Consider the following 25,370-nt stretch of genomic DNA (forward strand, 5'->3'; position numbering starts at 1 on the left):
TATCCCCTATGCAGAGCGTCGCCCTGATCGACTACGGGTCGGGCAACCTGCGCTCGGCCGAAAAGGCCCTCGTCCGCGCTGCGGCGGGAACGAGCCAGATCGTCGTCACCAGCGATCCCGAAACCGTGGCGGCCGCCGACCGGGTGGTGCTGCCCGGGGTCGGCGCCTTCGCCGCGTGCATGAAGGCCCTGTCCGAGCGTCCCGGCCTGATCGAGGCCATGACCGAGGCTGTCCAGGTCAAGGGCCGCCCGTTCCTGGGCGTCTGCGTCGGCATGCAGTTGCTGGCCACCCGCGGCCTGGAGTTCGGCGAGACCCCCGGCCTCGGCTGGATTCCGGGCGACGTCCGCCGCGTGGAGCCGACCGACCCCGCCGCCAAGATCCCGCACATGGGCTGGAACACCTTGATCGACCCGCACGGCCCCGCGCCGATCGCCGGCGTCGGCGAGGCGCCCATGTACTTCACCCATTCGTTCGCCTTCTTCCCGAACGATCCCGCCGACGTCGCCGCCTATGTCGACCATGGAGGCCGCTTCCCGGCCGCCGTCGCCAAGGGCCATGTCGCGGGCGTACAATTTCACCCTGAAAAGTCGCAAAGCGCCGGCCTCGCCCTGCTGGCGCGTTTCCTGGAGTGGCGACCGTGATCCTCTATCCGGCCATCGACCTCAAAGACGGCCAGTGCGTCCGTGTCCTGCACGGCGACCTCGACACCGCCACGGTGTTCAACAATTCACCCGCCGCCCAGGCGGCCAGCTTCGTCGAAGCCGGCTTCCACTGGGTCCACGTCGTCGACCTGAACGGCGCGGTGCAAGGCAAGGCCGTGAATGAGAAGGCCGTCGAGGCGATCCTCGAAGCGGTCTCGATCCCGGTCCAGCTGGGCGGCGGCATCCGCAGCCTGAAGGACGTCGAGCGCTGGATCGAAGCCGGCGTGAGCCGCGTCATCCTCGGCACCGTCGCGGTGACCGAACCCGAGATCGTCCGCGAGGCCGCCCGCCTCTGGCCCGAACAGATCGCCGTCTCGGTCGACGTCCGCGCCGGCAAGGTCGCGACCCAGGGCTGGACCGAGAGCTCCGACCTCGACGCCGTCACCGTCGCCAAGCGCTTCGAGGACGCCGGCGTCGGCGCTCTGATCATCACCGACATCGACCGCGACGGCACCGTCATGGGCTTCAACGTCGAGGCCTTCGGCGCCATCGCCGACGCCGTGGCGATCCCGGTCATCGCCGCCGGCGGCCTCGCCACCATCGACGACATCGTCAAGATCAAGGCCCGCAAGGGCGTGCCGATCGCCGGGGCCGTGCTCGGCCGCGCGCTCTACAACGGCGCGATCAACCCGGAAGAAGCCCTCAAGGTCTCCGCCTGATGCTCAAGGTTCGCGTCATTCCGTGCCTGGACGTCAAGGACGGCCGCGTCGTGAAGGGCGTGAACTTCGTCTCGCTGCGCGACGCCGGCGACCCGGTCGAACAGGCCACCGCCTATGACGCCGCCGGCGCCGACGAGCTGATGTTCCTCGACATCACCGCCAGCCACGAGCGGCGCGGCGCGATCCTCGACGTCATCGCCCGCACCGCCGACGTCTGCTTCATGCCGCTCAGCGTCGGCGGCGGCATCCGCCAGGTCGAAGACGCCCGCCGGCTGCTGCTGGCCGGCGCCGACAAGATTTCCGTCAACACCGCCGCGGTCGAGAACCCCGACCTGATCAGCGCCTGCGCCGACGCCTTCGGCTCGCAGGCCGTGGTCGTCGCGATCGACGCCAAGCGCACCGCCGACGGCTGGAAGGTGTTCACCTATGGCGGCCGCACCGACACCGGGCTCGACGTGGTCGAGTATGCGGCGAACGCGGTGAAGCGCGGGGCAGGGGAGATCCTGCTGACCTCCATGGACCGCGACGGCGCCAAGACCGGCTACGACCTCGACTTGTTGAAGGCGGTGACCAGCGCGGTCAACGTCCCGGTCATCGCCTCGGGCGGGGCCGGGAACGCCCAACACATGGTCGATGCGGTGACCCAGGGCGGGGCCGACGCGGTCCTCGCCGCCTCGATCTTCCATTTCGGCGAGGTCTCGGTCGCCGAGGTGAAGCGCGAAATGGCCAAGGCCCACATCCCGGTCCGCATCACGGAGGCCGCATGAGCCGCTTCTCGCAGACCCTCGAGCGCCTCGCCGCGACCATCGAAGCCCGCAAGGGCGCCGATCCGTCCAGCTCCTACACCGCCAAGCTGCTCAGCGACGGCGTCGAGCGCGCGGCCAAGAAGTTCGGCGAGGAAGCCGTCGAGGCGGTGATCGCCGCCGCCCAGGGCGACCAGGACGGCCTGGCCGCCGAAAGCGCCGACCTGATCTATCACTGGCTGGTGCTGCTGGCCCGCGCCGGCGTCAGCCTCGACGAGGTCGCCGCCAAGCTCGAAGCCCGCGAGGGAACCTCCGGCCTGGCCGAAAAGGCGTCGCGGCCGAAGTAGTTCCTCCCCCTCTGGGGGAGGTGGATCGATGCGCAGCATCGAGACGGAGGGGGACTGCTCTCTCCTGACTTCAAAGTCCCCCTCAGTCAGCCATTCGGCTGACAGCTCCCCCAAAAGGGGAGCAATCGGAAGACCTCAGGCCTTCGGCGTCGTCCAGAGCCCATCCGCCGGCTTGCCCAGCACCTTGCCCGCCGCCGCGTGCAGACTGGCCGGCGCCAGCTTGCCGCCCCGCGCCGCCGCCAGCATCCAGGCCTCCAGGTCGCCCCCGGTCCTGTCATAGCCGTCGGCCTTCAGCAGGCCGTAGAGCCCGGCCGCCAGCACGTGCATGCCCTGGTCGCCCTGGCTCCAGCGCTCGGCGGCCGGCCGGGCCACATAGCCGAGCCGCTCCTGGATGATCTGGTCCAGCGCCTGGGCGGTGTCCTCGTTGAGGATGCCGTCGAGGCTGTTGTAACCGGTCTGCTTGTCCTTCTCGGCCAGGATCCTGGTGAACAGGTCGTCCCGCGCCAGCACCGCCAGCGCCGCGCTCGCCGCCGGCCCCTTCATGTCGATCGGCGGGTGCAGGATCTCGTGCGCCGCGGTCAGCACCACGACCTGGTCGCGAGCGCCGACAAAGGTCAGGAACCGCTGGCCCTGCACCTTCACCCCATGCGGCTTGCAGAACCAGCTGAGCTCGATCTCGATCAGGGGGTCCAGCTTGCGGCCCAACAACCGCTCCTGCTCGGCGATGACGTCCAGGCCGCCGAGCAGGGTCTGCAACTCCCGGGTCCGGGTTTCGAACTGCGTCTGCGCCAGCCCCCGGCGGAAGCCTGCGAAGTCGGCGTCGCGCAACGCCGTCAGGACCAGGGAAAGCTCGGCGCGCCCGGCGATGAACCGATCCCAGTCCTCGGCGTCCCAGTACTCGCCGGCCGCCAGCGGCGGGCGCAGCACCGTCTCGGCGTCGGCCAGGCTGCGCAGCAAGTCGTCCACGCTCGCGGTCGGCCCGCCCGAGAAGATCAGCGCCAACCCCGGCCACAGCAGGCCGCCGGCGGCGTCGGCGCGGGCGTGCAGCGCGGCCAGGGCCTCGAGCGCCCGCGGCGCCAGCCGGGGTTTGAAGGCGGCCATCTCGCTCTCGTAGAAGCGCGCATAGAACGGCTTGCCCGACAACGGGCCCAGGAAGGCGATGGCGTCCATGCCCTCGCTGGCGGCGAGCTTCCAGCGGGTTCGCGGCGGCGCGGCGAGCGCTGGAAGGGGGGCGAGGGCCAACACGGCGGCGGCGCTGAGCAGAGCACGGCGATCAATCATGCGAGCCGTTGTGCGCCGGGGTCAGGCCGGCGTCTTGTCGCCACTTGACCTGCGCCGCCAGGATCCGGGCGAAACCCCGGTCAGCGCGCCGATCGCCCGGCTCATCTGCGCCTGGTCGGCGAAGCCGGCGTCCAGCGCCACCTGGGCCAGCGGCGCGGCGGTTTCGATCGCGCCCGCCAGCGCGCGGCGCATCTTCACCTCGTGGCGGAAGCGCTTGGGCGCCAGGCCGAAGGTGCGCCGAAAGCCCCGCGACACGGTCTCCGGCGCCAGGCCGCGGGCGCCGGCCCAATCGCTGAGCGAGATCTGCGGATCGCCGGCCAGGGCCGCCGCCAGCTCGTCTGGCCAATCCAGCCGCTCGGCGCCCAGCACGGCGAGGCTCCGCGTCGCCAGCGCCGCAGCGCTCGCCGGGTCTTCTGCCGCCAGCGCGACCACGGCGTCGGGATCGGCCAGCCGCCCGAACAGGCCGACGGTTCCGGACGTCGACAAGTTCAGCACCACCGCGCCGCGCGTCGCGACGCTGTTGCGATGGCAGGAGAACATCCCGTGCACGACGACGTCGCCCGGCCCCAGACGGCGGCGGCCATGGTCGCCCGCTTCCTCGTAGGACCCTTCCAGCACCAGGGTCAGATAGGCGCCGTCATGACGGTGACAGGCGATCTGCAGGCCGGGATCCAGGACTTGGCGAGGCGGGGGCGCGCGCATCGGCTCAGGATGCCGGGCCCCAACGCATCTTCATATAGATATCGCCGTCCTCGAGCTCGTCGAGCATCTGGGTCAGCCGCTTCAGGCGGGTCTCAGGCTTGCGGGCGCGGGTGATCCAGCCGAGGTAGTCGTTGCGCTGGAACGGGGGACGGGCCTCGTACGCATCGGTCAGGGCGCGGGCCTCCAGCGCCTGGCGCACGTCGTCCGGTATCGGGTTCAGGTCACGGCGCAGCGTCATTCGACGTCCTCCCTGGCGCCGTTAACGAATAACTACGGTGAAGGTTCTCGCCAACCTTGCATTCGGCTCAGTGCGGCAACACCAAGGTGTGGCTGACGCCCGGGCCGTCGCCGCGCGTCAGGGTGCCGCCGGTCTGGCGGGCGAACCCCTCGACCAGCTTGCGGCCGAGCCCGCGGCTGTTGAGCTCGGCGTCGGGCGCCATTCCGACGCCGTTGTCGGCGACCGTCAGCTCGCAGCCGATCTCGATCTGCTTGAGGGAGACCAGGATGCGGCCGGTGCGGCCGGCCGGGAAGGCGTACTTGGCCGCGTTGGTGACCAGCTCGTTGACCACCAGCCCGACCGCCACCGCCCGGTCGCGGTCGCACGGGCAGGAGGTGAGCCAGCTGTCCAGCCGCACATCCCCGCTCAGCAATAGGCTGTCCGACAGGTTTTCGCAGAGATCGCCCAGATAGGCGCCGAGATCGATCGCATCGCCGGCCTCGTCGGGCGAATAGAGGTTGGCGTGGGCCTGGGCCATCGAGTGCACCCGGCGCAGCGCGTCGGCCAGGGCCTGCTCGGTGCTCGCCGCGGACGCCCGGCGCCGCTGCATGTCGAGCAGGCTCTCGACCATCTGGAAATTGTTCTTCACCCGATGGTTCAGCTCCCGCAGCAGCAGGTCGCGGACCTCGAGCTTGGCGGCGCGCTCGGCCTCGGCCACCCGGTACGATGTGCGGAACGCCTGCGCCACGGCGACCACCGCCAGTCCGCTCAGCGCGTTGAGCACCAGCGCCGCGCCTTCGCCGGCGGTCAGCGGCCCGAACCGGGCGGGGAACAGCACCACGTACCAGATGCCGAGCAGGATGATCGTCAGGCTGTAGAGCCCCGAGCGCCACCCCGCCAGCAGCGTCGCCAGCAGCACCAGCGGGTAGAGGAAGACATAGGGCGGGGCGACGACCACCAACGAGATCAGCGCCCGCAGCACGCCGGCCAGCGCTGCGCAGGCGCAGGCGCACACCCACTCGGTCACCCAAGTGGGGACGTCCGGCGCGAGTCTCTCGCGCAGATTAAGGTCACCCAGCCCAAGCATCGGTGACACAACGTCGGTCTCGATGCCGTCCGGTCAAGGCAAAATTCACCCTATAGGTGAATTTATCCCAAAAACAGCTTTGCGGCTACACCACGACGCTACTCGCGGCGATGGCGCAAGCGCCTCCGCAGGAGCATAGTCCGGCGGTGCTCGCGCCCTTTCCATTTCTGCAGGCTGTAACCGAACGCGATCGTCGCTGGCCGCGGGTCGCCGCCATGGCCGCGGCGACGCCGGCGGCGGTGATGCTGTTGTCGCTGCTGTTTGCGATCGTGCTCGGCACGCTCACCGGCGGCGCGATGTTCGAGGACACCGGCGGGCCGCGACTGCAGCGCTCGGCCATCTACGTCCTGCAGCTCGGGGCCGGGCTCGGGGCGATGGGCTTGGCCGTGCTGCTGGCCGCCCGCTACGTGTTCGGCCGCCCGATTACCACCTGGCTGACCGCCGCGCCGCACTTCCGCTGGCGCCTGCTGCTGGTCGGCGCCGCGCTCACCGTGGTGGGGGTGGGGGTGCTGATGGCCGCCGACCTCGTGCTCAATCCCGGCCAGTTCCAGATGCCGATTTTCGACCCGCACTCCGGCCTCGGACTGAAGGCGTTCTACGCGCTGGCGGTGGTCGCCGGGCTGCTGGTCGCCGCGACGGCGGAGGAGGCGGTGTTCCGCGGCTACCTGTTGCAGCAGACCGCCGCCTTCACGCGCAATGTCTGGGTGCTGATCGCGGTCAACGCCGTCGCCTTTGCGCTGGCCCACCTGGAATTCGATCCCGGCGCCATGGCGGCTCGCGCCCTGGCCGGCGCGGCCTTCGCCTGGGCGGCGCTGCGGCTCGGCGGTCTGGAGTTCGCGATCGGCGCCCACGTGGCGACGAACCTGATGATCGCCTTCTTCCAGGCCCCGATGCTGCCGGACGACCCGGAGGTGACCGGCGGCCTCGACGAAACCGTCATCGAGGTCCTGCTGGCCTTCTACATGGTGGTGGTCGTCGAGCTGGTGCGCCGCTCGCCGCGGCTGATGGCGCCGTTCTCGGCTACTTCTTCTCAAGCATGAGTTGGCCTTCCTTCTTGAGGCGGCCCTTCACCTTGTCGGCGATCATCGCGAAGAACGGCGGCAGGTCGACCTCCATGCGCACCGCGTCCTCGGCCACGTCGAGCCGGCCGGCCACCGCCTGACCGACGACCTTGGCCGCGAACGAGAGGCGGTCGCCCTCCCAGGTCCGGGTCAGCTTCACGCCTTCGCCGAACTGATGGATCAGCTTGCCGACGCCGTCCTCGATGCGTTGGCGCGCCTCGGCCTTGCCGAGTTCGTGCGGGATGGTGACGACGACGGGCTTGGCCATGTGCGGATCCTCCAGCCCCTTTAACGGGCGAGCGGCGCAACCGCTCCAACGCTCGACGGCGCGGCCGGGTCGGCGGCGGCGGCCACGACCAGCGCGCCGATCAGCAGCACCAGCATCGCCGCCGCGCCCAGGACGGTCGCCAGGTCGGTCGGCTCGCGTCGCCTACGCACGGGGGGCCTCCCGCAGCCAGCCTCGGGGAGGGCCCTCATGGCCCGGCGGCCAGAACGCGCAGTACGTCAGCCATCCGAAGTCGCTATCCAGCGGCCTGAGACTGACGCCGCGCGGCAAGGCGGCCAGGCCCCGGGCTCCGGCCAAAGTGTAGCCGAGGCCGAGCGACACGAGCTCCAGCAGGTCCGTGCGCCCCGCATAGTGCAGCAACGTCGGCGGGCCGCCGAGCGCCCGCAAGATCTCGCGGTGCAAGACGCGGTCTTCCGGTTCGTCGCCCCCGAGCACGAGCGTGCCCTCCGCCAGAAGGTCCGGCGTGAGGACGTTGCGCGCGGCCCACGCGCTGTCGTGCGGAACCAGGACGACCAAAGGCTCCGACCACAGCGGTGCAGAGCGCCAATCTCGCGGGCCCGCCCCGTGCAGCGCCACCACCACGTCGCCCGGTCGGTCGGCCGGCCGGCCGATCCGGGGCGCGAGCATCTGACCAACCATGGCTCACGCCGCCCGTTGCAGCGGCGGCGCACGTCGCGCCACCAAGACGTCGCGGTGGGCGCCCGGCAGCCGGCGCACCAGGTCGAAGCCATGGCGATGGAAGATCCGCGCGGCGGCCGCGCCGCCGACGCTGGGCCGGGTCTGGACGATCACCACGCCGCCGGGCTGCACGTGCGGTCCGGCCTCGAGCAGACCTTCCAGCCATTCGCCGCTGGCGGTGTGCGCGGCCAGCAGGGCGTCCGCCTCGCCGGCGGGCGCGCGGACGCCGGCCTGCAGGCAGCCGACGTTCTCGTAGCCGCGTCGGCACAGCCAGAGCAGGGCGGGCAGGGCGCCGGGGCCGGTCACCCGGATGGCGCTGCCGGCGTCGAGGCCGGCTTCGATGAGCAGTTGGGAAAGGCCGATGGTCGGCCGGGGGAACGCCGCGGACATGGTCGCCTCATTGACGCGGCCGGCGGATGAGCCGGCCTGGCGTCAAATCTGGCGCAAAGCCCCGTCAGGGTTCGATGGCGGATGACGGCGCGCCGCATAAGCGCGCCGTCAAGATCAGCCCAAGCCTATTCAGGCTTCCTGGATCGCCGAGAGCTTCCAGCCTTCGTTCGGGTGGCGCACGAAGGTCCACAGCTCGGTCGTCTCGGTCGGGCGATCGGCGTCGCCCTCGACCACCGCGCCGCTCTGGCGGTCGACCATCACGTCGATGCTCGAATAGCGCAGGGCGGCGGTGGCGTAGTCGATCGGGCCCTCACGCCAGGCTTCGGCGACGTCGCCTTCCAGCATCTTCACGTCGCGGACCTCGTTGCGGCGGCCGGCGGTGGCGTTCTGGCCCAGTTCCTCGGCCAGGTAGCCCATGATCTCCGGCGTCGTGCGCTCGCGGATCGCGGCGTAGTCCTCGCGGCCGAAGGCTTCCTGGATCTCGCGCAGCAACCGCTCGAAGGTCTCGCGGTCGGCGCCGGTGACCGCGAAGTCCTGGCCGAGATCGGCCGCCGGCGCATAGGTCTGCGGCGCGGCGGTCGCCGGCTGCTGCATCTCGAAGGGCGAACGGAACGCGGCGTTGTTGCTCGCCGCGGCCTGGGCCGGTTTGCGGCGCGAGGCGAAGAAGCGGAACGCCAGCATCGCCACCAGCGCGATCGCCGCGATCTGCAGCAGGCCGCCCAGCATGCCGGCCATGCCGGCGCCGAAGCCGTGGCCCAGCAGCAGGCCGATCAGGCCGCCCAGCATCAGGCCGCGGACCAGCGGGTTCCCGAACAGGCCGGGCTTCGGCGCGGCGGCCGGATTTGCCGCGTTCGGACGGGCCGGCGCCGTGGTCGGCGCGCCCGGCTGGCGCTCGGTCATCGAGCGCTGCACCGGCGCGGTCTGGGTCGGCGAGGTCTGGGTCGGCGGCGCGGCCTGGTGGGTGCGCGCCCCGCGGCTGCCGAAGCTGCCCCCGCGACGGGCGTCCGCCTCGGTCACGAGCGCCAGCCCCATGGCCAGCGACAGGCCGCTGACGGCGAAGATCTTCGGAAGTCGGGAGGTCAAAACAGCGTTTCCTTTGTAATTATCCGCGCGCATATCGTGCGTCAGGCTCGAGATTTCCAGGGGGCCATACGCAGTTGTGACCGCTAGGCCCTCGGCTTGCGCTTCAACGCCACGTAGAGCGCGCCCTCGCCGCCGTGCCGCCGGTGGGCCTCCGAGATGCCGGCCACCACGCCGCGCAGGGCCATGCCGCCCAACCACTCCGGCGCGCGGCGGCGCAGCACGCCGTCGCCCAGCGTTCCCTTGCCGGTGATCACCAGCACCGCGCGATAGCCCTCGTCCCAGGCCCGCAGCACGAACGCCTCCAGCGCCGCCTTGGCGCGTTGCTGGTCCATGCCGTGCAGGTCGATCCGCGCGCCGATCGGATCGCGCTCCTTGGCGATGCGGTGCTTGCGGCGCGGCTCGATGCCCTCGGTCTCGCCACGCAGCGGCGGGCGCAGGGGCGGCATGATTTCGGACAGCGGCAGGCGGGCGGCCGGATCGGTCACCCGGCCCTTGGCCTTCAGCGCCGGGATCGCCGGCTCGGCCGGCGGCGGCGCAGGCGTCGCCGGTCGGCCCGGATGCGGGTGGACGGTGGCCGCCACCATCGCCCAGAGCTTCTGCTCGTCAGGGCGGATGGGCCGTTTCATCGATAGGGGCCGACCTTCGGGACCAGCCGGTGCATGCGCAGGGTGTGGCGGACGCGGCCGGCTTCGGCGCCGGCCTGCGAGCCGATGCCCAGATAGAGGTCGGCGCGCACCGGCCCCTTGATCGCCCCGCCGGCGTCCAGCGCCATCACCGTGCGGCGATAGGCCGGGAAGGCGCCCGACAGGGTCGGGGCCACGCCCTCGATGAAGTAGAGCCCGCCGAGCGCGTTCAGCCCGGTGTCGACGGCGATCGAGCGGCCGGGCGGCAGCGGAATGCCGGCCGCGCCGACCGGCTGGCGGCCGTCGTCGGGCGCCAGGGTGAAGAACACATAGCGCGGGTTCAGCCGCATGATCTCGTCGGCGCGCGGGCCGCGGTTGTCGGCCAGCCAGCTGCGGATCGCCTCGCCGGAGGTGTTGTTGGCGGCCAGCAGCCCGCGGTCGCGCATCGGATTGGCGATCCCCTGGAACGTCTTGCCGTTGGTGGCGGCGAACACCGCCTTGGCGCGGCGGCCGCCCTCGAAGGTCAGCACGCCCGAGCCCTGGATCTGCAGGAAGAACAGGTCTTCGGGCCGCATCCAGGCCAGCACCGGCCCGGCGCTGGCCTTTTCGATCTCGGCGCGGTCCGGATAGGGGCCAAGCTGGCCGCCGCCGCCGCGCTGCTGGGCCGGCTTGCCGCCGACGCCGGTGCCGACCAGGTCGTCCGGCTTGGGCCGCACCGGGGCCGAGAACTCGACGCTCGGCCGCTCGCGCGCCTCGTACTCGGGCGAGAAGTAGGCGGTCAGCACGCCTTCGCCGACCAGCAGCTCCGGCCGGAAGTTCTCTTCCAGGAAGGCGCGCGCCCGGCCGCCGTCCAGCGGCCCGATGGCCCGCGCCCGGCGGCAGATCTCGCCCAGCGCCGGATCTCGCGTCACCCCGCAGGTGGTGCGGAACGCCTCATAGCCGGCGCCGTGATCGTCCTGCGCCCAGCCCGGCACTTCGGCGAAGCTCTCGGGCCGGCCGGCGGGCGGCGTCGGTTGCGGCGGCTGGGTCGGGGTCGGCCGCGGCGGTTGCGGGCCGGGCCCCGGCGCCGGCGGCTTGGGCGTGGCGCAGGCCGCGACCAGCAAGGTCAGCAGCAGGGCCGGAACCAGGCGGCTTGCATGTCGTATGTTCAAGGTCGCCCCCAGCGCTGTCGTCGAAGTCGCGGCGATCGGCCCGCCGCCCGCTCGAACCGAAAGAACGAACGCCCGGCGCACATCGTCCGCCAGGCTCCCTTCATAGTCCTGCGTTGAGGGCGGGAAAACGGCGTAAGGGTTAACAAACCCTTGCCGCCGTTCGGTTTTCGCTCTGCTTAAGCTTCGGCGGCGGCCACGTTGACGAGCAGCCAGTTGGGGTCGCGGTTCTTCAGATTGCGCTCGAAGGTCCACAGTTCGGCGGTGCGCTTGTCGTCCACCGCCTCGCCTTCCGGGCCCTTGGTGCGGCTGCGGAATTCGGCCAGGAAGCGGACCGTGATCTGCGCGGTCTCACCGTGCAGGTCGGCGCGTTCCATGTCGGCGCGCGGCGGATGCAGGAACTCCACGGACTCGCTGCGGCCCTGGGTTTCGCGCTCGTCGATCGCGCTCTCGAAACTGGCCAGCACGTTGGGGGCCAACAGGTTGCGCAGGGTCTCGCGGTCGCCGCCGGCGAAGGCGCGGACCACCATCTCGTAGGCGCCCTTGGCTCCGCCGAGGAAGCGCGAAAGGTCGAACGAGGGGTCGCGATGCTTGATCGCCGGCAGGCCGGTCAGGTCGACGCCGTCGTCGATCTGGTCCATCGCCGGCGCCTGGCGCGCGCCCGCCGCCACGGAGTCCGCCGCCGGCGTGTCCTCAGGCTGACGGCCGACACGACGGCCCAGCACCGCATAGAGCTGGTACAGCACCACAGCGGCCAGACCGGCGAAAATGATCAGTTCGAGGACTTGCAATTCTTCAGGCTCACGAGACGAACGTAATCTTCAATATAGGACAGCGTAACGCCCGCGTCAGGGGCGACGTTGCCATGGCATAGGGCGCATGATAGCAGCCCAGGCCACAACAGGACGTGAATGCGCGTCCACCAACCGGATTTTCCCGACTATGACCGATACCGACGCCGCCGGCCCCGAGACCAACGGTGCGGGCGCCCCCGAGCCCGGCATCCGCATCCTCGCCCAGTTCATCCGCGACCTGTCGTTCGAAAATCCCCGCGCGCCGGAGACCCTCCGCGCCCAGAACGCCACCCAGCCGCAGATCGAAATGGGCGTCGAAATGAACGCCCGCGGCCGTGAGGACGGTCTGTTCGAAGTCGACCTGAAGCTGTCGGCCCGCGCCGAGCGCGAAGACGGCCCGGTGTTCCACGTCGAGCTGCTCTACGGCGGCGTGTTCCAGATTTCGGGCGTCAGCCAGGAAGACCTCGAGCCGGTGCTGCTGGTCGAGTGCCCGCGCTTCATGTTCCCGTTCGCCCGCCAGATCATCGCCTCGGTGACCTCGGACGGCGGCTTCCCGCCCTTCATGCTCGACCCGATCGACTTCGCCGGCGTCTACGCGGCGCGCAAGGCCCAGGGCCTGGGCGGCGAGACCATCGGCAACGCCTAAGGCGACGATCTTGGAGGGGGACGGCTCGCGCCATCCCCCTCGCAGGCCGAGCTAAGCCAGGCGTCTCGACGGGCTGGCGACAAGCATCCCCAGCACCAGAAGCGCCGTCCCGGCCGCGAACGTCGCCAAAGGCCACGCCGTGTCGCCGTCCAGCCAGACCACCGCCGCCGTGCCCAGCACGCCGACGATCACGCTCTCGATGGCGAAGTAGAGCGCCACCGCCGTCCCGGCCGCGCCGCCGAACGCCGCCAGCGCCCCGTTGGCGCAGACCGCGACCGCCAGCACCATCCCGACGGCCATCACCCACATCGGCGCCAGCAGCGTCCAGAACGACGGCTCGGCCCAGATCTGTCCGACCGCCAGCATCGCGGCGCCGACGATCAGCAGGCCCATGCCGCGCGCCAGGCCGCCGGCGGTTCCCCAGCGCGCGACGGCTCGGCCGACGAACCGCGAGGCCAGGATCATCACCCCTGCCGCCGAAGCGAAGGCCAGACTGAACGCCAGCTGCGAGAGCCCCGCCTGGCCGATCAGGATCCGCGGCGCGGTCGAGAAGAAGACGAAGAACGTCCCCATCGCGGCGCTGAACCCGAGCGTATAGGCCCAGAAGTCGTAGCTGCGCAGGATCGCGGCGAGCGACGGGCCGTCTCCGCGGCCGACCGCCGGCCGCGTCTCGGGCCAGCGGCGCGACGCCTGAAAGGCCGCGCCCGCCATCAGCGCCGCCAGCAGCAGGAAAATCGCCCGCCACCCGAACCCCTCGGCGATCAACGCCCCGGCGATCGGCCCCAACGCCGGGACGAACGACAGGATCGCGCCGAGCAGGCCGTAGATGCTCGCCGCTTCCGGCCGCTCGGCATAGACGTCGCGCACCGTGGCGAAGGTGGCGACCAGGGCCGCCGAAGCGCCGGCCGCCTGCACCGCCCGCCAGGCGACGAACGCCGGCCCGGCGTCGGTCAGCGCCAGGATCAGGCTGGCGACCGCGAACAGCAGGGCTCCGCCGAGCAGCACCGGGCGGCGGCCGATGCGATCCGACAACGGCCCGAAGGCCAGTTGGCCCAGGCCCAGCACCGCCATGTAGAGGCTGAGGGTCAGTTGAACGACGGCGGGCGTCGTCGAAAGCTGGTCGGGCATCTCGGGGACGACCGGCAGGTAGATGTCCATGGCCAGCGAGGCCAGGACGTCGAAAGGCGCCAGCAGCATGAGCGCGGCGGGCAGGGAATAGTCCCAGGGTCTGGCTTTGGAACCAGGCATGACTTTGCATCCACTCAAATCAGGAGATTTGGCGGCGGTCTGCCGTGGCTCTGGAGCTGGGGTGTCGACCGCCGCAACAACGAAGGGGTGTTGTTGCGGCCTACCTGCTTGCGGACTCGGTCATGGGTCCCGTCCCGGTTCGAGGAAGCGTCCTAGCTAGGCGGCGGTCAGGCCGGGCGCAAGCGCCGCCGGCGGCGCCAGGGTTTCGCCGAATGTTCAGACCGCGCCTTCTACGCCTTGATTGGCGCTCCTCAATGCGGGAGCACGACGATGAGTGACACCACCCTCCTGGCGATCGGCGACTGGCTGACGTCCGGCGCCTGGCTGCACTTCGGCGGGCGGGCGCTGGCCGCCATCGCCATCGTCGTGGCGGCCTACGGGCTTGTTCGGCTGATGCGGGCCGGGCTCGACCAGGTCCGCCGCCGCTCCAAGGCCGCCTCGCCGCTGATCTATATCTTCGAACAGGTCGCCGGCTACGCCCTGCTGGTGGTCGGGATCCTGGCCGGGCTCGCCGCGCTCGGCCTCAACCTCAGCTCGTTCACGATTTTTGCTGGCGCCACGGGGGTCGGCGTCGGCCTCGGTCTGCAGGGCGTGGTCAAGGAGTTCGTCGCCGGCCTCGTGCTGATCTTCGATCCGGCCATCCAGGTCGGCGATTTCATCGAGCTGGAAGGCGACCTGCGCGGCGAGATCGTGGAGATCGGCGCCCGCGCCACCCGGCTGCGCACCAATGACGACGTCAACGTGGTGATCCCGAACTCCAAGCTGATGCAGAGCCAAGTGGTCAACTGGACCTACAACGAGGAATCCCGCCGCATCCACGTACCGTTCTCGGTGGCCGAGACCTCGAACAAGGCCCTGGTCCGCGACGTGGTGCTGGCCGCGGCCGAGGCGCTGCCGTTCACCCAGCCCGACCTCGACCATCGCAAGACCCAGGTCTGGCTGACCAGCTTCAGCGGCGACGGCCTCGACTTCGAGTTGATCGTCTGGCCGACCCCGGAATCCTCGCGCCATCCGTCCTCGATGCACGCGGCCTACACCTGGGCGATCCACGAGGCGCTGCTCGCTGCCGGGATCGAAAATTCCTCGCCCCAGCTCGACCTGCGGGTCCGCAACCTGTTCGGACGCGAGGGCGATCACGCCCTCGACGCCCTGCAGCTCAAGACCGCCCCCCCACCCCCCGGGCGGCGGCCGAGGCAGGCCCCGAACGACGCCGCCGTCGCCGTGTTCGACGACGCCGTCCGCACCACCCGGGCCCGCGAAGCCGCGCCGCGCAAGCGCGAGCCGCAGCTCTAGCCCGGCCGTTCGGCCAGGAAGGTTCCGTAGACGTGCTCCCTCTCGACGCCGGCGCGCCGATGGGGTCTCCTGGCGGCGATTGAGCCAACAGGTGCGCCCGCCGCATGACGCCGCAATCGACCACGCCGCACCCGTCGGCCAGGGAGGAACGGCTGCTCGCGACCTCGATGGCGACGACCATCGTCTTCGCCGTCGCCAGCATCGGGTTCGGGCTCTGGCTTGGCTCGAAATCGGTGACCTTCGACGGCTTCTACGACCTGATCGACGCGGCGATGACGGCCATCGCCCTGCTGACCGTGCGGCTGATCGCGCGCGGCGACGACCGCCGGTTCCAGTACGGGTACTGGCACCTCGAGCCGATGCTGGCCTTGCTCAACGGCCTCGTGCTCAGCTTCGCCTGCATCTACGCCTTCCTCGACGGGCTCAACGGCCTGCTGGCCGGCGGCCGCTACGTGCAGTTCGGCCTCGGCGCGGTCTATGCCGGCCTCAGCAGCGTGCTCAGCTTCGGCATGTTCGCCTATGTGCGCAGCTCCGCCCGTCACCTGAACTCACAGATGCTCGACGTCGACGCCCGCTCCTGGCTGATGGGCGGGGTGCTCAGCGCCGGCCTTTGCCTCAGCTTCCTGATCGGAAAGGGGCTGACGGGCAGCGGCGCGGAGTGGATGACCCCCTATGTCGACCCGATGATCCTGGTGATTGTCGCGGTCTGCCTGGTCCCGTTCCCGGTCATGACCCTATGGCGGGCCAGCCAGGACATCCTGATGATCGCGCCGAGCGCGCTCGACCAGCAGGTCCGGGATCTCGCCGCCGAAGTCGCCGCCCGCTACGGCTTTTCCAACTACAGCTCGCACGTGGTCCGCTCGGGCCGTCAGCAGTTCATCGAGATCGGCTTCGTCGCCCCGACCGGCCAGACGACCATGAGCTTCGAGCAGCTCGACACCATCCGCCGCGAGATCGCCCTGGCGATGGGCGGACTCCATCCCGGCTATTGGCTGACCGTCGACTTCACGGCCGACGAACGGTGGATCTGAAGCGCGAAGGCCCGATCCCACGCGCGAGCACATTGGCGGCGCGGGAGTAGCCCGCCGCCAACGCTCAGGTATTGGTTAGAACTGTCCAGACAATCTCTTGGCGAGGCCGCTGGACCTCCCCAGCATTGCATAGGGTCAGTACGTGCCGAAATTGAGCGCCCGAACATTTGTGATGCTCTATTGGGGGTCTCAGATAGCGACCTTTCTCCCGAGTTTCTGGCTGACACCAACGCACTCCGCAACGCTGCTGCGGTTGAACGGCGCCTGGGTGACTCTGCTGGTGTGCTCGGCTTTCGGGCTTCAGGTTCTTTGGATTTGGCAGCAGGTCAAACTGGCGGCCGATCCGGTCGCCGCCTCTAGTCCGAAGATTTCACGCCTGCTGGCGCGCTGTCGGACTACAGGAGGCGCAAGCCTCGCCGGCTTCCTGATCCTCGCCGCACTCAAGATCGCGCTTGAGGGATATTTCACGGACCTCGACGACTGGCTGGATCCGGTGTTTGGTGTCGCCCTCCTGGGCGTGGTTGTCTCGGGCGTCTTCGCCGCACAATGTCTGTGCACGACCGAAATCGAGCTCGCGCCACAAGCCAAGCCGAGCGTTTTCGGGACGTGTGTGCAGTTCTTCTATGCCGGCCTGACGGCGGGCGTAATCGCCCGACGCGCTAGAAAAGCGGTCGCCGCAGCAGAAGCTAACCAGCTTGGCGTAGGCATCGCGGCCTAGAGCCCGAACTTGCCCCAGAGCTCGTCGCTCTTCACGACCTCGCGCACGAACTTGGCGTGCAGTTCGCGCTCGGCGTCAGTCGAACGGAAGGGCAGGGGGCGCGGGCGCGCGCCATAGGCCGCGGCCTTGGCGACGGCGACGGCGTGGGCGGCCATTTCGCGGGTGGTCAGTTCCAGCGTCAGCGCGCGGCCGCCCTTCAGCTCCAGATAGACCGCGGCCAGCAGCCGGGCGTCGATGAGCGCCCCGTGCTTCTCGCGCTCGGAGAGCGAAATCTTGAAGCGCTTGCAGAGCGCGTCGAGGGAGTTGTGCATCCCCGGAAAGCGCTTGCGCGCCAGGGCCAGGGTGTCGATCCAACGCTCTTCCGGAATGCCGGCGAGGCCCAGGCCCTCCAGCTCGTAGTTCACGAAAGTGCGGTCGAAGGTGGCGTTGTGGGCGATGATCGGGGCGTCGCCGACGAAGTCCAGGAACTCCTGGTGGATCTCCTTGTCGCGGAACTTCGGCTTGCCGCGCAGGAAGTTCGCCGACAGCCCGTGCACCTTCTCGGCCTCGGGCGGCATGTCGCGTTCGGGGTCGATATAGACGTGGAAGCTGCGCCCCGTCGGCAGGTAGTCCTCGATCTCCAGGCAAGCCAGTTCGACCAGCTTGTGGCCGAGGTGCGGCTCGAAGCCGGTGGTTTCGGTGTCGAGAACGATCTCACGCGCCATGGAAACTACTTCGGCTGCTTCGCCGCAGCCTTCAACCCGGCGCCTTGTCGCGAGCCGGTTTGCGTTGTGGATCGCGCATGATCTCGATGATCTCGGCCACCTGTTCGCGGGCTGGCTCCAGGCCGCGGCCGGTGTCGACCACGAAGTGCGCCCGGGCCCGCTTCTCGGCGTCGTGCATCTGCCGCGACAGGATCGCGTCCAGTCGCTCGGCGGTCATGCCGGGCCGGGCAAGCACCCGTTCGCGCTGCTGGCTCTCCGGCGCCGAGACCACCACCACCGCGTCCATGTTGGCGTGGCCGCCGGTCTCGTAGAGCAGCGGGATGTCCAGCACGACCATGTCGGCCTGGGCCTCTTCGGCCGCCTTGAAGAAGTGCACCCGGTCGGCGCCGACCAGCGGGTGGACGATGGCGTTGAGCTTGGCCATCGCCTCGTCGTTGCCCAGCACCCTCTGGCGCAGGGCTTCACGGTCGACGGCGCCGTCCTTGGTCACGCCCGGAAACGCCGCTTCCAGCGGCGCGACCGCCGCCCCGCCGGTTTCGTACAGGTCAGCGACCGCCGCGTCGGCGTCGTAGACCGGGATCCCCGCCTCGCGGAACATCTTGGCGGTCGTGGACTTGCCCATGCCGATAGAGCCGGTCAGGCCGATGATGAGCATGCTCGCCCCTCCAACTCTGTTCGTCATGGCCGGCGTCTTGTGCCGGCCACCCATAGACTCCGCGTCTCGGGCTTGCCTGCAGGTTTCGTGCTTATGGGTCGCTGGGACAAGCCCGGCGATGACGAACCTGTGGTCAAAGCCCCAGCGCCTTGATCGCCAGCGCCCGCACGTCGACCTCGCGCGGCGGGAGCTGGCCGTAGAAGTATTCGAAACTCGGGACCGCCTGGCCGATCAGCATGGCCAGGCCGTCCACCGTCCGCCGGCCCAGACCCTCGGCCTGCGCCAGGAACGGCGTCTTCAGCGGCTTGTAGACCATGTCCATCACCACCGCGGTCTTTGGGGTCGCGTCCAGCGGAACCTCGAGCCCCGCACTTCCCGACAACCCGGTCGAGGTGGCGTTGACCACGGCCACGACGCCGTCGAACGCGGCGGCCGCCTCGCTGAGCGGCAAGGCCTGCGCGCCCAGAGGCTCGGCGATTTCCTGCGCTTTCAAGAGCGTGCGGTTGACGATCCGCACCTGCGGGCAGCCGGCCTCGACGAAGGCGGCCGCCGCGCCGCGGGCCGCGCCGCCGGCGCCCAGGATCGCCACCGGCCCGGCCGCCGGATCAAAGCCCGGCGCTTGCTCGGCGAACGCCCCCAGCATGCCCAGGCCGTCGGTGTTGTCGGCGTAGATCGTCCCGTCCTCGCGGAACACCAGCACGTTGGCGGCGTCGGCGCTCCTGGCCCGGAAGCTGGCCTCGTCGGCGAGGGCCAGCGCCTCGCCCTTGAACGGCAGGGTGACGTTCAGGCCCGCCACCGAGCCGCCGCGCAGGGACTGCGCGAAGGCCGTGAACCGGCCAGGCTGGGTCGAGAACGGCACATAGATCCCGTCGATCCCCGCCGCCTCCAGCCAGGCGTTGTGCAGGATCGGGCTCATCGAGTGGGCGATCGGCCGCCCCACCACGCCGGCGACCCGGGTCGCGCCCGAGATGCTCATGGCGTCAGCACCCCGTGCCGCCGGAACAGGTCCAGCAGGCCCATCAGCGGCAGGCCGAGGATCGCGAAATAGTCGCCCTCGATCTTCGAGAACAGCTGCGCGCCGGGCCCTTCCAGCCGATAGCAGCCGACCGATCCCAGCATCTCCTCGCCCTCGAGCGCCAAGTACTCGTCCAGGAAGGCGTCCGAGAAGTCGCGCATGGTCAGGGTCGCCGAGACGATCTCGCGCCAGATCGGCGCCCCGTCCTTGGCCACCACCACCGCCGAATGCAGCTTGTGCGGCTTGCCGCGCATGGTCGCCAGCCGCTCGCGCGCGGCGTCCAGGGTCTCGGCCTTGTCGTAGAGCCTCCCCTCGAACTCCAGGGTCTGGTCCGAGCCGATCACGAAACCGGCCCGGCCGGCGGAGATCTTCACCGCCTTGATCTCGGCCAGGGCGTCGGCGACGTCGCGGGGGCTCGCCCCCTGCGCCAGCATCGAGGTCTTGACCGCGTCCTCGTCGACGCCGGCCACCGCCACGTCGAACGGCACGCCCGCCCCTGTCAGCACTGCGCGGCGCGCAGCGCTCTTCGAGGCCAGAATGATCGGCTCGCTCATCCGCCCAGCACCTCGACCTGGCCGTGACCGCCGTGCAGCAGGTTCAGCACCGCCGCGGCCGTCTCCTCGACGCTGCGCCGGGTGACGTCGATCACCGGCCAGCCTTGGCGCTCGTAAAGCCGGCGCGCCTTCACCGTCTCCTCGCGCACCGCCTCGATGTCGATGTAGCTGCTTTCCCGGTCTTCCTTGAGGCTCAGCAGCCGGTTGCGGCGGATCTGGATCAGCCGGTCCGGCGAGATGGTCAGCCCCACGACCAGGGTGTTCTTCAGCTCGAACAGCTTCTCCGGCGGCGGTCTTGTCGGCACCAGCGGCACGTTCGCCGCCCGCACCCCACGGTGGGCCAGATAGATGCAGGTCGGCGTCTTCGAGGTCCGCGACACGCCGACCAGCACGACGTCGGCCTGCTCCAGGTCCTGGCCGCCCTGCCCGTCGTCATGGCCGATCGCGTAGTTCAGCGCGTCCATGCGGTTGAAATAGTCGTTGTCCAGCGCGTGCTGCACGCCGACCCGCCGGCTGATCGAGGCGCCCAGATAGCGCTGCAGCGAGGAGACCAGCGGGTCGAGCGCGGCGATGCACGGCATGTCCAGCCGCCGCACGCCCTCTTCCAGCGCCGTGCGCAGCTGGTCGTCGACGATGGTGTGGATCACCACGCCGGGCGCTTCTTCGATGTCGGTCAGCGCCCGCTCCAGCTGCCGGGGCGAGCGCACCAGCGCATAGATGTGCTCGATCGGCAGCACGTTCTCGAACCGGGCGCACACCGCCCGCGCCATCGCGTTCAGCGTCTCGCCGGTGGAGTCCGAGACCAGGTGGACGTGGAAGTAGGTCGCAAAGCGGGTCATGGAGCCTTTGCCGGCGCGTAAAGAGGAATCTGCAGGGCGGGGATCGCAAAGCTGGGGACGAAAGAGTCGAAACCTTCTTAACGAAGCCGGACCGTTTTGGGGAAGAGTGCGCGCGCCGCCGCCGAGGGTGTGAACGGGCGGGATAAACCCCCGGGTTTGCGCCCGTCTCGTCCACGGCTCCGTTGGTTAAAAAAGTATGAACAGGGTCGGTTTCCGGAACGGTTTTGATGACTCCCGTTCGTCATCGTTAACTCCCTGTTAACCCTTTAACGAAAGGTAAACGCCAGTAGGGGTTTAGGGGTTTTCCCCGTGACTCACAGGTATGGCTTAACCATGTTGGGAAATGCGCGATCGCCTTGTTGAAAAGGGGTTGGCGCGGTATGGCCGGGCGAAGTTGTCCCCACTTCTCCAAGGGCCAACCTCTAACTCCACTTCCTATTTAAGAATCTTAGATATGAAGAAGAAGGGCAGGCGGGCTTGAGCCTTTCGTCCGAAGCCGGTTTAACGACGGCCATGTCGGAAAGTTCAAAACCGCGCCTTCTGCGGGCGCTCGCGGGCGAAACCCTCGATCGGCCGCCGGTCTGGTTCATGCGCCAGGCGGGCCGCTCCTTGCCGGAGTACCGCGAGCTGCGGACCCGCGCCGGCGACTTCATCGCCTTTTGCCACAATCCGGAAATGGCCGCCGAGGCGACGCTGCAGCCGATGCGCCGCTTCCCGCTGGATGCGGCCATCGTGTTCGCCGACATCCTGCTGATCCCGCGGGCGCTGGGCCAGGACGTCTGGTTCGAAGCCGGCGAAGGCCCACGGCTCGGCGAGCTGCCGCCGATCGAGGCCCTGGCCGACCAGATCGAGGCCTCCACCGGCCGGCTGTCGGCGATCGGCGAGACCCTGAGCCGCGTCCGCGCAGAGCTCGAGCCGGAACGCGCCCTGATCGGGTTCGCCGGCGCGCCGTGGACCGTCGCCACCTACATGATCGAGGGTCGGGGCTCGCAGCGCGAAGCCGCCCGCGCCTTCGCCTACCAGAACCCCGAGAAGCTGGGCGCCCTGCTGGACGTGCTGGTCGAGTCCACCGCCCGCTACCTGGTCATGCAGGCCAAGTCCGGCGCCCAGGTGCTGAAGCTGTTCGAGAGCTGGGCGGAAAGTCTCTCCGAGGACATGTTCGAACGCATCGTCATCGGCCCGCACGCCGCGATCATCGAAAAGGTCCGGGCGGCGGGGGTCGACACGCCGTTCATCGGCTTCCCGCGCGGGGCCGGCGCCCAGGTCGCCACCTACGCCGCCAAGGTCCCGGTCCAGGCCGTCGCCCTCGACACCCAGGCGACCGCCGTGCTCGGCCAGCAGATCCAGGCCGGCGGCAAGGCCATCCAGGGGGCGCTCGACAACCTGCTGCTGCGCGCCGGCGGCCCGGCGCTCGACGCGCGGGTCGACGCCCTGATCGAGCAGTGGAACGGCGGGCCCTACATCTTCAACCTCGGCCACGGGGTGATGCCCGACACGCCCATCGCGCATATCGAGCGCACGATCCGCAGGGTGACCGGCAAGTGAAGAAGCTGGCCGTCGTCCTCTTCAACCTCGGAGGACCTGACGGCCCCGAGGCGGTGAAGCCGTTCCTCACCAATCTGTTCAGCGACCCGGCGATCATCAGCCTGCCGGGGATCTTGCGGCTGCCGCTGGCCCGGATGATCGCCTCCGGCCGCGAGGAGACCGCCAAGGCCAACTACGCGATCATGGGCGGCGGCTCGCCGCTGCTGCCCGAGACGAAGCGCCAGGCCGAGGCCCTGCAGACCGCCCTCGCCGTCGCCCGGCCGGATCTGGAGACCCAGGTCTTCATCTCGATGCGCTACTGGAAGCCGTTCGCCGACGAGACCGCGAAAGAGGTCGCCGCCTTCGCCCCGGACGAGCTGGTGCTGCTGCCGCTCTATCCGCAGTTCTCGACCACGACGAGCGCCTCGTCGCTGAAGGACTGGGCCCGCGCCTATCGCGGCCCGGGCGCCAGCCATGCGGTCTGCTGCTATCCGACCGCCCAGGGTCTGGTCGAGGCCCACGCCCGCGCCATCAGCCAGACCTGGCTGAAGGCCGGACGGCCCGACAATGTGCGGCTGCTGTTCTCGGCCCACGGCCTGCCGGAAAAGGTCATCAAGGCCGGCGATCCCTACCAGGCCCAGGTCGAGGCCACCGCCCAGGCGGTCTCGGCGCTGTTGCCCGAGCTGCCGGACTGGAGCGTCTGCTACCAGAGCCGGGTCGGCCGGCTGAAATGGATCGGCCCCTCGACCGACGATGCGATCCGTCAGGCCGCCGCCGACGGCAAGGGCGTGCTGGTCACGCCGATCGCCTTCGTCTCCGAGCATGTCGAGACGCTGGTCGAACTGGATCACGAGTATGCCGAGCTCGCCAGGTCGCTGGGCTGCGCGCCTTATCTGCGCGCGCCGACCCCGACCGTGGACGGCGCATTGATCGATGCCTTGGCGGCCGCCACGCTGGAGGCGCTAGATCGCGGCGGCGCGCCCGCGCCGTTCGGGACGTGGCGTTGTCCGGCGGCGCATGGCAAATGCGCCTGCAGACAAGGCTAGGGGGAGCCGACGATGAACCATTTCGACCTGCTGCGCGGCCTGCACATCATCGCGGTGATCGCCTGGATGGCCGGCATGATGTACCTGCCGCGGCTCTACGCCTACCACACCGAGACCGCGCCGCCCGGCAGCGAGTTCGACAAGCACTTCCTGGTCTGGGAGCGCAAACTCCTGAAAATCATCATCAATCCGTCGATGATCATCGTCTGGGTGCTGGGCGTCAGCCTGGTCCTCTACCACGTCTATGCGGTCGGCGAGGGCTGGGGCTTCCTGCTGCAGCCCTGGATGATCGTGAAGCTGGCCGCGGTGCTGTTCATCTCCGGCTGGCACGGCTTCCTGGCCGGCTCCTACAAGAAGTTCCTGGCCGGCCAGCGCCCGAAGTCGGCGAAGTTCTGGCGCGCCACCAACGAACTGCCGTTCCTGGCCGCGGTGATCGCCGTCCTGGCCGTGACCCTTCAATTCGGCCAGCGCTGATCCTATCTGTCTCTCCGGGTCGTCATGGCCGGGCCGGTAGGTCCCGGTCATCCATAGACGCCATCCTCGACGAATAACGCCGGCGCATATGGATCCCCGGCGCGCTGACGCGGCCGAGGATGACGAACGGGGAGGCGACAGCGCCCCCGCGATCCCAGGCCACGCTTGACCCGCCGCCCGGCATGTGGTTCCGCTGACCGCACGTGGAGTCGCGCCGCGAAGCCACGCCCCGCCTTTTCCCGTGCGCCGCGCGCTGAACATCAGCCGCCGCGGCCCGGTCCTAGAAAAATTCATCGGCGCGCCCCTGCGCCAATTGCGATTCCCCCGGCGCCCGAAGTCCGTTCGGCCCCGCCAGGGACTATCAGAGTTATATCATGAGCGAAGACACCCCCGCCCCGACCGAGGAAACCCCGGTCGAAGCCACCGAAACCACCGAAACCCCGGTTGTCGAGGACGCCCCGGTCGAAGCCGGCGCCGAAACCGAGGACGAGGACGACGAAGGTCCCTCGGAGGTCGCCCAGGCGATCGCCGCCATGGGCCTCACCCGCATGTCGCTCCAGGAGCTGAAGGACAAGTCGCCGGCCGACCTGCTGTCCTTCGCCGAGACCCTGGAGATCGAGAACGCGAACTCGATGCGCAAGCAGGACATGATGTTCGCGATCCTCAAGGCCCTGGCCGAGGAAGGCGTTCAGATTTCAGGCTCCGGCACGCTCGAGGTCGTCCAGGACGGCTTCGGCTACCTGCGCAGCCCGGAAGCCAACTACCTGTCCGGCCCGGACGACATCTATGTCAGCCCCTCGCAGATCCGGAAGTTCGGCCTGCGCACCGGCGACACCGTCGAGGGCGTCATCCGCTCGCCGCGGGAAGGCGAGCGCTATTTCGCGCTGGTCAGCGTCGAGCAGATCAATTTCGAGAACCCCGAGAACGTCCGCCACAAGGTCCTGTTCGACAACCTGACGCCGCTCTATCCGGACAAGCGTCTGAACATGGAGATCCAGGACCCGACGCTGAAGGACCGCACCGGCCGGGTCATCGACATCGTCGCGCCGCTCGGCAAGGGCCAGCGCTGCCTGATCACCGCCCCGCCGCGGGTCGGTAAGACGGTGATGCTGCAGAACATCGCCAAGTCGATCGAGACCAATCACCCCGAGTGCTACCTGATCGTCCTGCTGATCGACGAGCGCCCGGAAGAAGTGACCGACATGCGCCGCACCGTGCGCGGCGAGGTCGTGTCCTCGACCTTCGACGAGCCGGCGACCCGCCACGTGCAGGTCGCCGAAATGGTCATCGAGAAGGCCAAGCGGCTGGTCGAGCACAAGCGCGACGTGGTCATCCTGCTGGACTCGGTCACCCGTCTCGGCCGCGCCTACAACACCGTGGTGCCGTCGTCCGGCAAGGTGCTGACCGGCGGTGTCGACGCCAACGCCCTGCAGCGTCCGAAGCGCTTCTTCGGCGCGGCCCGGAACATCGAGGAAGGCGGCTCGCTGACCATCATCGCCACCGCCCTGATCGACACCGGCAGCCGGATGGACGAAGTCATCTTCGAAGAGTTCAAGGGCACCGGTAACTCGGAAATCATTCTGGACCGCAAGGTCGCCGACAAGCGGATCTACCCCGCCGTCGACGTCATCAAGTCGGGCACCCGGAAGGAAGACCTCATCACCCCGAAGGAACACCTGCAGAAGTCGTTCATCCTGCGCCGCATCATTACCCCGATGGGCGCCCAGGACGCGATCGAGTTCCTGCTCGACAAGCTCCGGCAGTCGAAGAACAACGACGACTTCTTCCAGTCGATGAACACCTAGGGCTCTCCGGCCTTAGCG

Annotated in this window: 31 protein-coding genes; 13 read left to right on the forward strand and 18 right to left on the reverse strand. The window is 69.5% G+C overall.

Annotated elements, in window-relative coordinates:
* The first annotated feature begins 8 nt into the window (after positions 1–8).
* The 4 genes from hisH to AC1Q87_RS11260 are packed head-to-tail and all read left to right on the forward strand — an operon-like array spanning position 9 to position 2,450.
* A complete protein-coding gene (gene hisH, locus AC1Q87_RS11245; RefSeq protein ID WP_492609022.1) occupies positions 9–641 on the forward strand; it encodes an imidazole glycerol phosphate synthase subunit HisH in 633 nt (210 codons plus the stop codon).
* Positions 638–1,360, forward strand: a complete 723-nt coding sequence (gene hisA / locus AC1Q87_RS11250) for a 1-(5-phosphoribosyl)-5-[(5-phosphoribosylamino)methylideneamino]imidazole-4-carboxamide isomerase (RefSeq protein WP_492609276.1) — start codon at positions 638–640, stop codon at positions 1,358–1,360. Before hisH ends, hisA begins: the two co-directional genes overlap by 4 nt.
* Positions 1,360–2,127 (forward strand): imidazole glycerol phosphate synthase subunit HisF, encoded by a 768-nt coding sequence (gene hisF, locus AC1Q87_RS11255; protein WP_492609023.1) that lies wholly within the window; start codon positions 1,360–1,362, stop codon positions 2,125–2,127. Before hisA ends, hisF begins: the two co-directional genes overlap by 1 nt.
* The gene (locus AC1Q87_RS11260) at positions 2,124–2,450 is read left to right on the forward strand and encodes a phosphoribosyl-ATP diphosphatase (protein ID WP_492609024.1); all 327 of its coding nucleotides are present in this window, start codon (positions 2,124–2,126) and stop codon (positions 2,448–2,450) included. Before hisF ends, AC1Q87_RS11260 begins: the two co-directional genes overlap by 4 nt.
* A gap of 135 nt (positions 2,451–2,585) precedes the next feature.
* Here AC1Q87_RS11260 and AC1Q87_RS11265 read toward each other — a convergent pair whose 3' ends face one another.
* The 4 genes from AC1Q87_RS11265 to AC1Q87_RS11280 all read right to left on the reverse strand — a co-directional run bounded on the left by AC1Q87_RS11265 (position 2,586) and on the right by AC1Q87_RS11280 (position 5,677).
* Positions 2,586–3,731 (reverse strand): hypothetical protein, encoded by a 1,146-nt coding sequence (locus AC1Q87_RS11265; protein ID WP_492609025.1) that lies wholly within the window; start codon positions 3,729–3,731, stop codon positions 2,586–2,588.
* 21 nt (positions 3,732–3,752) lie between these two features.
* A complete protein-coding gene (locus AC1Q87_RS11270) occupies positions 3,753–4,433 on the reverse strand; it encodes a helix-turn-helix domain-containing protein (RefSeq protein WP_492609026.1) in 681 nt (226 codons plus the stop codon).
* Positions 4,434–4,437: 4 nt separating this feature from the next.
* Positions 4,438–4,671 (reverse strand): YdeI/OmpD-associated family protein, encoded by a 234-nt coding sequence (locus AC1Q87_RS11275; RefSeq protein WP_492609027.1) that lies wholly within the window; start codon positions 4,669–4,671, stop codon positions 4,438–4,440.
* A 67-nt stretch (positions 4,672–4,738) separates the two neighbouring features.
* Positions 4,739–5,677 carry a sensor histidine kinase gene (locus tag AC1Q87_RS11280; protein WP_492609028.1) on the reverse strand — a complete coding sequence of 313 codons (939 nt, stop codon included), beginning with the start codon at positions 5,675–5,677 and terminating at the stop codon, positions 4,739–4,741.
* A gap of 170 nt (positions 5,678–5,847) precedes the next feature.
* Between AC1Q87_RS11280 and AC1Q87_RS11285 the strand changes: the two genes are divergently transcribed.
* Positions 5,848–6,777: a CPBP family intramembrane glutamic endopeptidase gene (locus AC1Q87_RS11285; protein ID WP_492609029.1), complete on the forward strand. Its 930-nt coding sequence runs from the start codon at positions 5,848–5,850 to the stop codon at positions 6,775–6,777.
* Here the strand turns inward: AC1Q87_RS11285 and AC1Q87_RS11290 are convergent.
* The 8 genes from AC1Q87_RS11290 to timA form a co-directional block, all read right to left on the reverse strand.
* On the reverse strand, positions 6,758–7,066 hold the full coding sequence (locus AC1Q87_RS11290; RefSeq protein ID WP_492609030.1) for a polyhydroxyalkanoic acid system family protein: 309 nt from the start codon (positions 7,064–7,066) through the stop codon (positions 6,758–6,760). The two genes, AC1Q87_RS11285 and AC1Q87_RS11290, sit on opposite strands and share 20 nt — an antisense overlap.
* 20 nt (positions 7,067–7,086) lie before the next feature.
* On the reverse strand, positions 7,087–7,236 hold the full coding sequence (locus AC1Q87_RS11295) for a hypothetical protein (RefSeq protein ID WP_492609031.1): 150 nt from the start codon (positions 7,234–7,236) through the stop codon (positions 7,087–7,089).
* Positions 7,229–7,723: a LysR substrate-binding domain-containing protein gene (locus AC1Q87_RS11300; RefSeq protein WP_492609032.1), complete on the reverse strand. Its 495-nt coding sequence runs from the start codon at positions 7,721–7,723 to the stop codon at positions 7,229–7,231. Before AC1Q87_RS11300 ends, AC1Q87_RS11295 begins: the two co-directional genes overlap by 8 nt.
* Before the next feature lie 3 nt (positions 7,724–7,726).
* On the reverse strand, positions 7,727–8,152 hold the full coding sequence (locus AC1Q87_RS11305; RefSeq protein WP_492609033.1) for a hypothetical protein: 426 nt from the start codon (positions 8,150–8,152) through the stop codon (positions 7,727–7,729).
* A gap of 129 nt (positions 8,153–8,281) precedes the next feature.
* Positions 8,282–9,235 (reverse strand): Tim44 domain-containing protein, encoded by a 954-nt coding sequence (locus AC1Q87_RS11310; protein WP_492609034.1) that lies wholly within the window; start codon positions 9,233–9,235, stop codon positions 8,282–8,284.
* Between the two features lie 83 nt (positions 9,236–9,318).
* Entirely contained in the window at positions 9,319–9,861 is a 543-nt protein-coding gene (locus AC1Q87_RS11315) for a Smr/MutS family protein (RefSeq protein ID WP_492609035.1), read from the reverse strand.
* Positions 9,858–11,009 carry an MltA domain-containing protein gene (locus AC1Q87_RS11320; RefSeq protein WP_492609036.1) on the reverse strand — a complete coding sequence of 384 codons (1,152 nt, stop codon included), beginning with the start codon at positions 11,007–11,009 and terminating at the stop codon, positions 9,858–9,860. Before AC1Q87_RS11320 ends, AC1Q87_RS11315 begins: the two co-directional genes overlap by 4 nt.
* 176 nt (positions 11,010–11,185) lie before the next feature.
* Positions 11,186–11,797, reverse strand: a complete 612-nt coding sequence (timA, locus tag AC1Q87_RS11325) for a TIM44-related membrane protein TimA (RefSeq protein WP_492609037.1) — start codon at positions 11,795–11,797, stop codon at positions 11,186–11,188.
* 151 nt (positions 11,798–11,948) lie between these two features.
* On the opposite strand from timA, the gene secB reads away from it, so the two are divergent.
* Entirely contained in the window at positions 11,949–12,446 is a 498-nt protein-coding gene (secB, locus tag AC1Q87_RS11330; RefSeq protein WP_293407491.1) for a protein-export chaperone SecB, read from the forward strand.
* Positions 12,447–12,497: 51 nt separating this feature from the next.
* Here secB and cml read toward each other — a convergent pair whose 3' ends face one another.
* The gene (gene cml / locus AC1Q87_RS11335) at positions 12,498–13,694 is read right to left on the reverse strand and encodes a CmlA/FloR family chloramphenicol efflux MFS transporter (RefSeq protein WP_492609038.1); all 1,197 of its coding nucleotides are present in this window, start codon (positions 13,692–13,694) and stop codon (positions 12,498–12,500) included.
* 270 nt (positions 13,695–13,964) lie between these two features.
* Here cml and AC1Q87_RS11340 point away from each other — a divergent pair, with 270 nt between their 5' ends.
* The 3 genes from AC1Q87_RS11340 to AC1Q87_RS11350 all read left to right on the forward strand — a co-directional run bounded on the left by AC1Q87_RS11340 (position 13,965) and on the right by AC1Q87_RS11350 (position 16,736).
* Complete coding sequence (locus AC1Q87_RS11340) at positions 13,965–14,987, forward strand: mechanosensitive ion channel family protein (protein ID WP_492609039.1); 1,023 nt, start codon at positions 13,965–13,967, stop codon at positions 14,985–14,987.
* A 104-nt stretch (positions 14,988–15,091) separates the two neighbouring features.
* Positions 15,092–16,018: a cation diffusion facilitator family transporter gene (locus AC1Q87_RS11345; protein WP_492609040.1), complete on the forward strand. Its 927-nt coding sequence runs from the start codon at positions 15,092–15,094 to the stop codon at positions 16,016–16,018.
* 142 nt (positions 16,019–16,160) lie between these two features.
* Positions 16,161–16,736: a hypothetical protein gene (locus AC1Q87_RS11350; RefSeq protein ID WP_492609041.1), complete on the forward strand. Its 576-nt coding sequence runs from the start codon at positions 16,161–16,163 to the stop codon at positions 16,734–16,736.
* On the opposite strand, the gene dnaQ is transcribed toward AC1Q87_RS11350, so the two are convergent.
* The 5 genes from dnaQ to AC1Q87_RS11375 form a co-directional block, all read right to left on the reverse strand.
* Complete coding sequence (gene dnaQ, locus AC1Q87_RS11355; protein WP_492609042.1) at positions 16,733–17,440, reverse strand: DNA polymerase III subunit epsilon; 708 nt, start codon at positions 17,438–17,440, stop codon at positions 16,733–16,735. The two genes, AC1Q87_RS11350 and dnaQ, sit on opposite strands and share 4 nt — an antisense overlap.
* A 31-nt stretch (positions 17,441–17,471) precedes the next feature.
* Complete coding sequence (gene coaE / locus AC1Q87_RS11360; protein ID WP_492609043.1) at positions 17,472–18,095, reverse strand: dephospho-CoA kinase; 624 nt, start codon at positions 18,093–18,095, stop codon at positions 17,472–17,474.
* A gap of 133 nt (positions 18,096–18,228) precedes the next feature.
* Positions 18,229–19,071: a shikimate dehydrogenase gene (gene aroE, locus AC1Q87_RS11365; RefSeq protein WP_492609044.1), complete on the reverse strand. Its 843-nt coding sequence runs from the start codon at positions 19,069–19,071 to the stop codon at positions 18,229–18,231.
* Positions 19,068–19,664 carry a Maf family protein gene (locus tag AC1Q87_RS11370; RefSeq protein WP_492609045.1) on the reverse strand — a complete coding sequence of 199 codons (597 nt, stop codon included), beginning with the start codon at positions 19,662–19,664 and terminating at the stop codon, positions 19,068–19,070. Before AC1Q87_RS11370 ends, aroE begins: the two co-directional genes overlap by 4 nt.
* Entirely contained in the window at positions 19,661–20,503 is an 843-nt protein-coding gene (locus AC1Q87_RS11375) for a pyruvate, water dikinase regulatory protein (RefSeq protein WP_183775460.1), read from the reverse strand. The genes AC1Q87_RS11370 and AC1Q87_RS11375 overlap by 4 nt, the downstream gene beginning before the upstream one ends.
* Before the next feature lie 513 nt (positions 20,504–21,016).
* On the opposite strand from AC1Q87_RS11375, the gene hemE reads away from it, so the two are divergent.
* The 4 genes from hemE to rho all read left to right on the forward strand — a co-directional run bounded on the left by hemE (position 21,017) and on the right by rho (position 25,352).
* On the forward strand, positions 21,017–22,048 hold the full coding sequence (hemE, locus tag AC1Q87_RS11380) for a uroporphyrinogen decarboxylase (RefSeq protein WP_492609046.1): 1,032 nt from the start codon (positions 21,017–21,019) through the stop codon (positions 22,046–22,048).
* Positions 22,045–23,073: a ferrochelatase gene (gene hemH / locus AC1Q87_RS11385; protein WP_492609047.1), complete on the forward strand. Its 1,029-nt coding sequence runs from the start codon at positions 22,045–22,047 to the stop codon at positions 23,071–23,073. The genes hemE and hemH overlap by 4 nt, the downstream gene beginning before the upstream one ends.
* Before the next feature lie 12 nt (positions 23,074–23,085).
* On the forward strand, positions 23,086–23,547 hold the full coding sequence (locus AC1Q87_RS11390; protein WP_492609048.1) for a CopD family protein: 462 nt from the start codon (positions 23,086–23,088) through the stop codon (positions 23,545–23,547).
* 374 nt (positions 23,548–23,921) lie between these two features.
* Positions 23,922–25,352: a transcription termination factor Rho gene (rho, locus tag AC1Q87_RS11395; RefSeq protein ID WP_492609049.1), complete on the forward strand. Its 1,431-nt coding sequence runs from the start codon at positions 23,922–23,924 to the stop codon at positions 25,350–25,352.
* Positions 25,353–25,370: the final 18 nt, after the last annotated feature.

Source organism: Phenylobacterium sp. GW823-FHT02A09 (assembly GCF_058797775.1).

Bases quoted from the DNA above. Each gene is read 5' to 3' on its own strand.
- hisH (WP_492609022.1), top strand. From the start codon at position 9: ATGCAGAGCGTCGCCCTGATCGACTACGGGTCGGGCAACCTGCGCTCG.
- hisF (WP_492609023.1), top strand. From the start codon at position 1,360: ATGCTCAAGGTTCGCGTCATTCCGTGCCTGGACGTCAAGGACGGCCGC.
- AC1Q87_RS11260 (WP_492609024.1), top strand. From the start codon at position 2,124: ATGAGCCGCTTCTCGCAGACCCTCGAGCGCCTCGCCGCGACCATCGAA.
- AC1Q87_RS11265 (WP_492609025.1), bottom strand. From the start codon at position 3,731: ATGATTGATCGCCGTGCTCTGCTCAGCGCCGCCGCCGTGTTGGCCCTC.
- AC1Q87_RS11270 (WP_492609026.1), bottom strand. From the start codon at position 4,433: ATGCGCGCGCCCCCGCCTCGCCAAGTCCTGGATCCCGGCCTGCAGATC.
- AC1Q87_RS11275 (WP_492609027.1), bottom strand. From the start codon at position 4,671: ATGACGCTGCGCCGTGACCTGAACCCGATACCGGACGACGTGCGCCAG.
- AC1Q87_RS11285 (WP_492609029.1), top strand. From the start codon at position 5,848: ATGGCGCAAGCGCCTCCGCAGGAGCATAGTCCGGCGGTGCTCGCGCCC.
- AC1Q87_RS11290 (WP_492609030.1), bottom strand. From the start codon at position 7,066: ATGGCCAAGCCCGTCGTCGTCACCATCCCGCACGAACTCGGCAAGGCC.
- AC1Q87_RS11300 (WP_492609032.1), bottom strand. From the start codon at position 7,723: ATGGTTGGTCAGATGCTCGCGCCCCGGATCGGCCGGCCGGCCGACCGA.
- AC1Q87_RS11305 (WP_492609033.1), bottom strand. From the start codon at position 8,152: ATGTCCGCGGCGTTCCCCCGGCCGACCATCGGCCTTTCCCAACTGCTC.
- AC1Q87_RS11315 (WP_492609035.1), bottom strand. From the start codon at position 9,861: ATGAAACGGCCCATCCGCCCTGACGAGCAGAAGCTCTGGGCGATGGTG.
- secB (WP_293407491.1), top strand. From the start codon at position 11,949: ATGACCGATACCGACGCCGCCGGCCCCGAGACCAACGGTGCGGGCGCC.
- cml (WP_492609038.1), bottom strand. From the start codon at position 13,694: ATGCCTGGTTCCAAAGCCAGACCCTGGGACTATTCCCTGCCCGCCGCG.
- AC1Q87_RS11340 (WP_492609039.1), top strand. From the start codon at position 13,965: ATGAGTGACACCACCCTCCTGGCGATCGGCGACTGGCTGACGTCCGGC.
- AC1Q87_RS11345 (WP_492609040.1), top strand. From the start codon at position 15,092: ATGACGCCGCAATCGACCACGCCGCACCCGTCGGCCAGGGAGGAACGG.
- dnaQ (WP_492609042.1), bottom strand. From the start codon at position 17,440: ATGGCGCGTGAGATCGTTCTCGACACCGAAACCACCGGCTTCGAGCCG.
- coaE (WP_492609043.1), bottom strand. From the start codon at position 18,095: ATGCTCATCATCGGCCTGACCGGCTCTATCGGCATGGGCAAGTCCACG.
- aroE (WP_492609044.1), bottom strand. From the start codon at position 19,071: ATGAGCATCTCGGGCGCGACCCGGGTCGCCGGCGTGGTGGGGCGGCCG.
- AC1Q87_RS11370 (WP_492609045.1), bottom strand. From the start codon at position 19,664: ATGAGCGAGCCGATCATTCTGGCCTCGAAGAGCGCTGCGCGCCGCGCA.
- AC1Q87_RS11375 (WP_183775460.1), bottom strand. From the start codon at position 20,503: ATGACCCGCTTTGCGACCTACTTCCACGTCCACCTGGTCTCGGACTCC.
- hemE (WP_492609046.1), top strand. From the start codon at position 21,017: ATGTCGGAAAGTTCAAAACCGCGCCTTCTGCGGGCGCTCGCGGGCGAA.
- AC1Q87_RS11390 (WP_492609048.1), top strand. From the start codon at position 23,086: ATGAACCATTTCGACCTGCTGCGCGGCCTGCACATCATCGCGGTGATC.
- rho (WP_492609049.1), top strand. From the start codon at position 23,922: ATGAGCGAAGACACCCCCGCCCCGACCGAGGAAACCCCGGTCGAAGCC.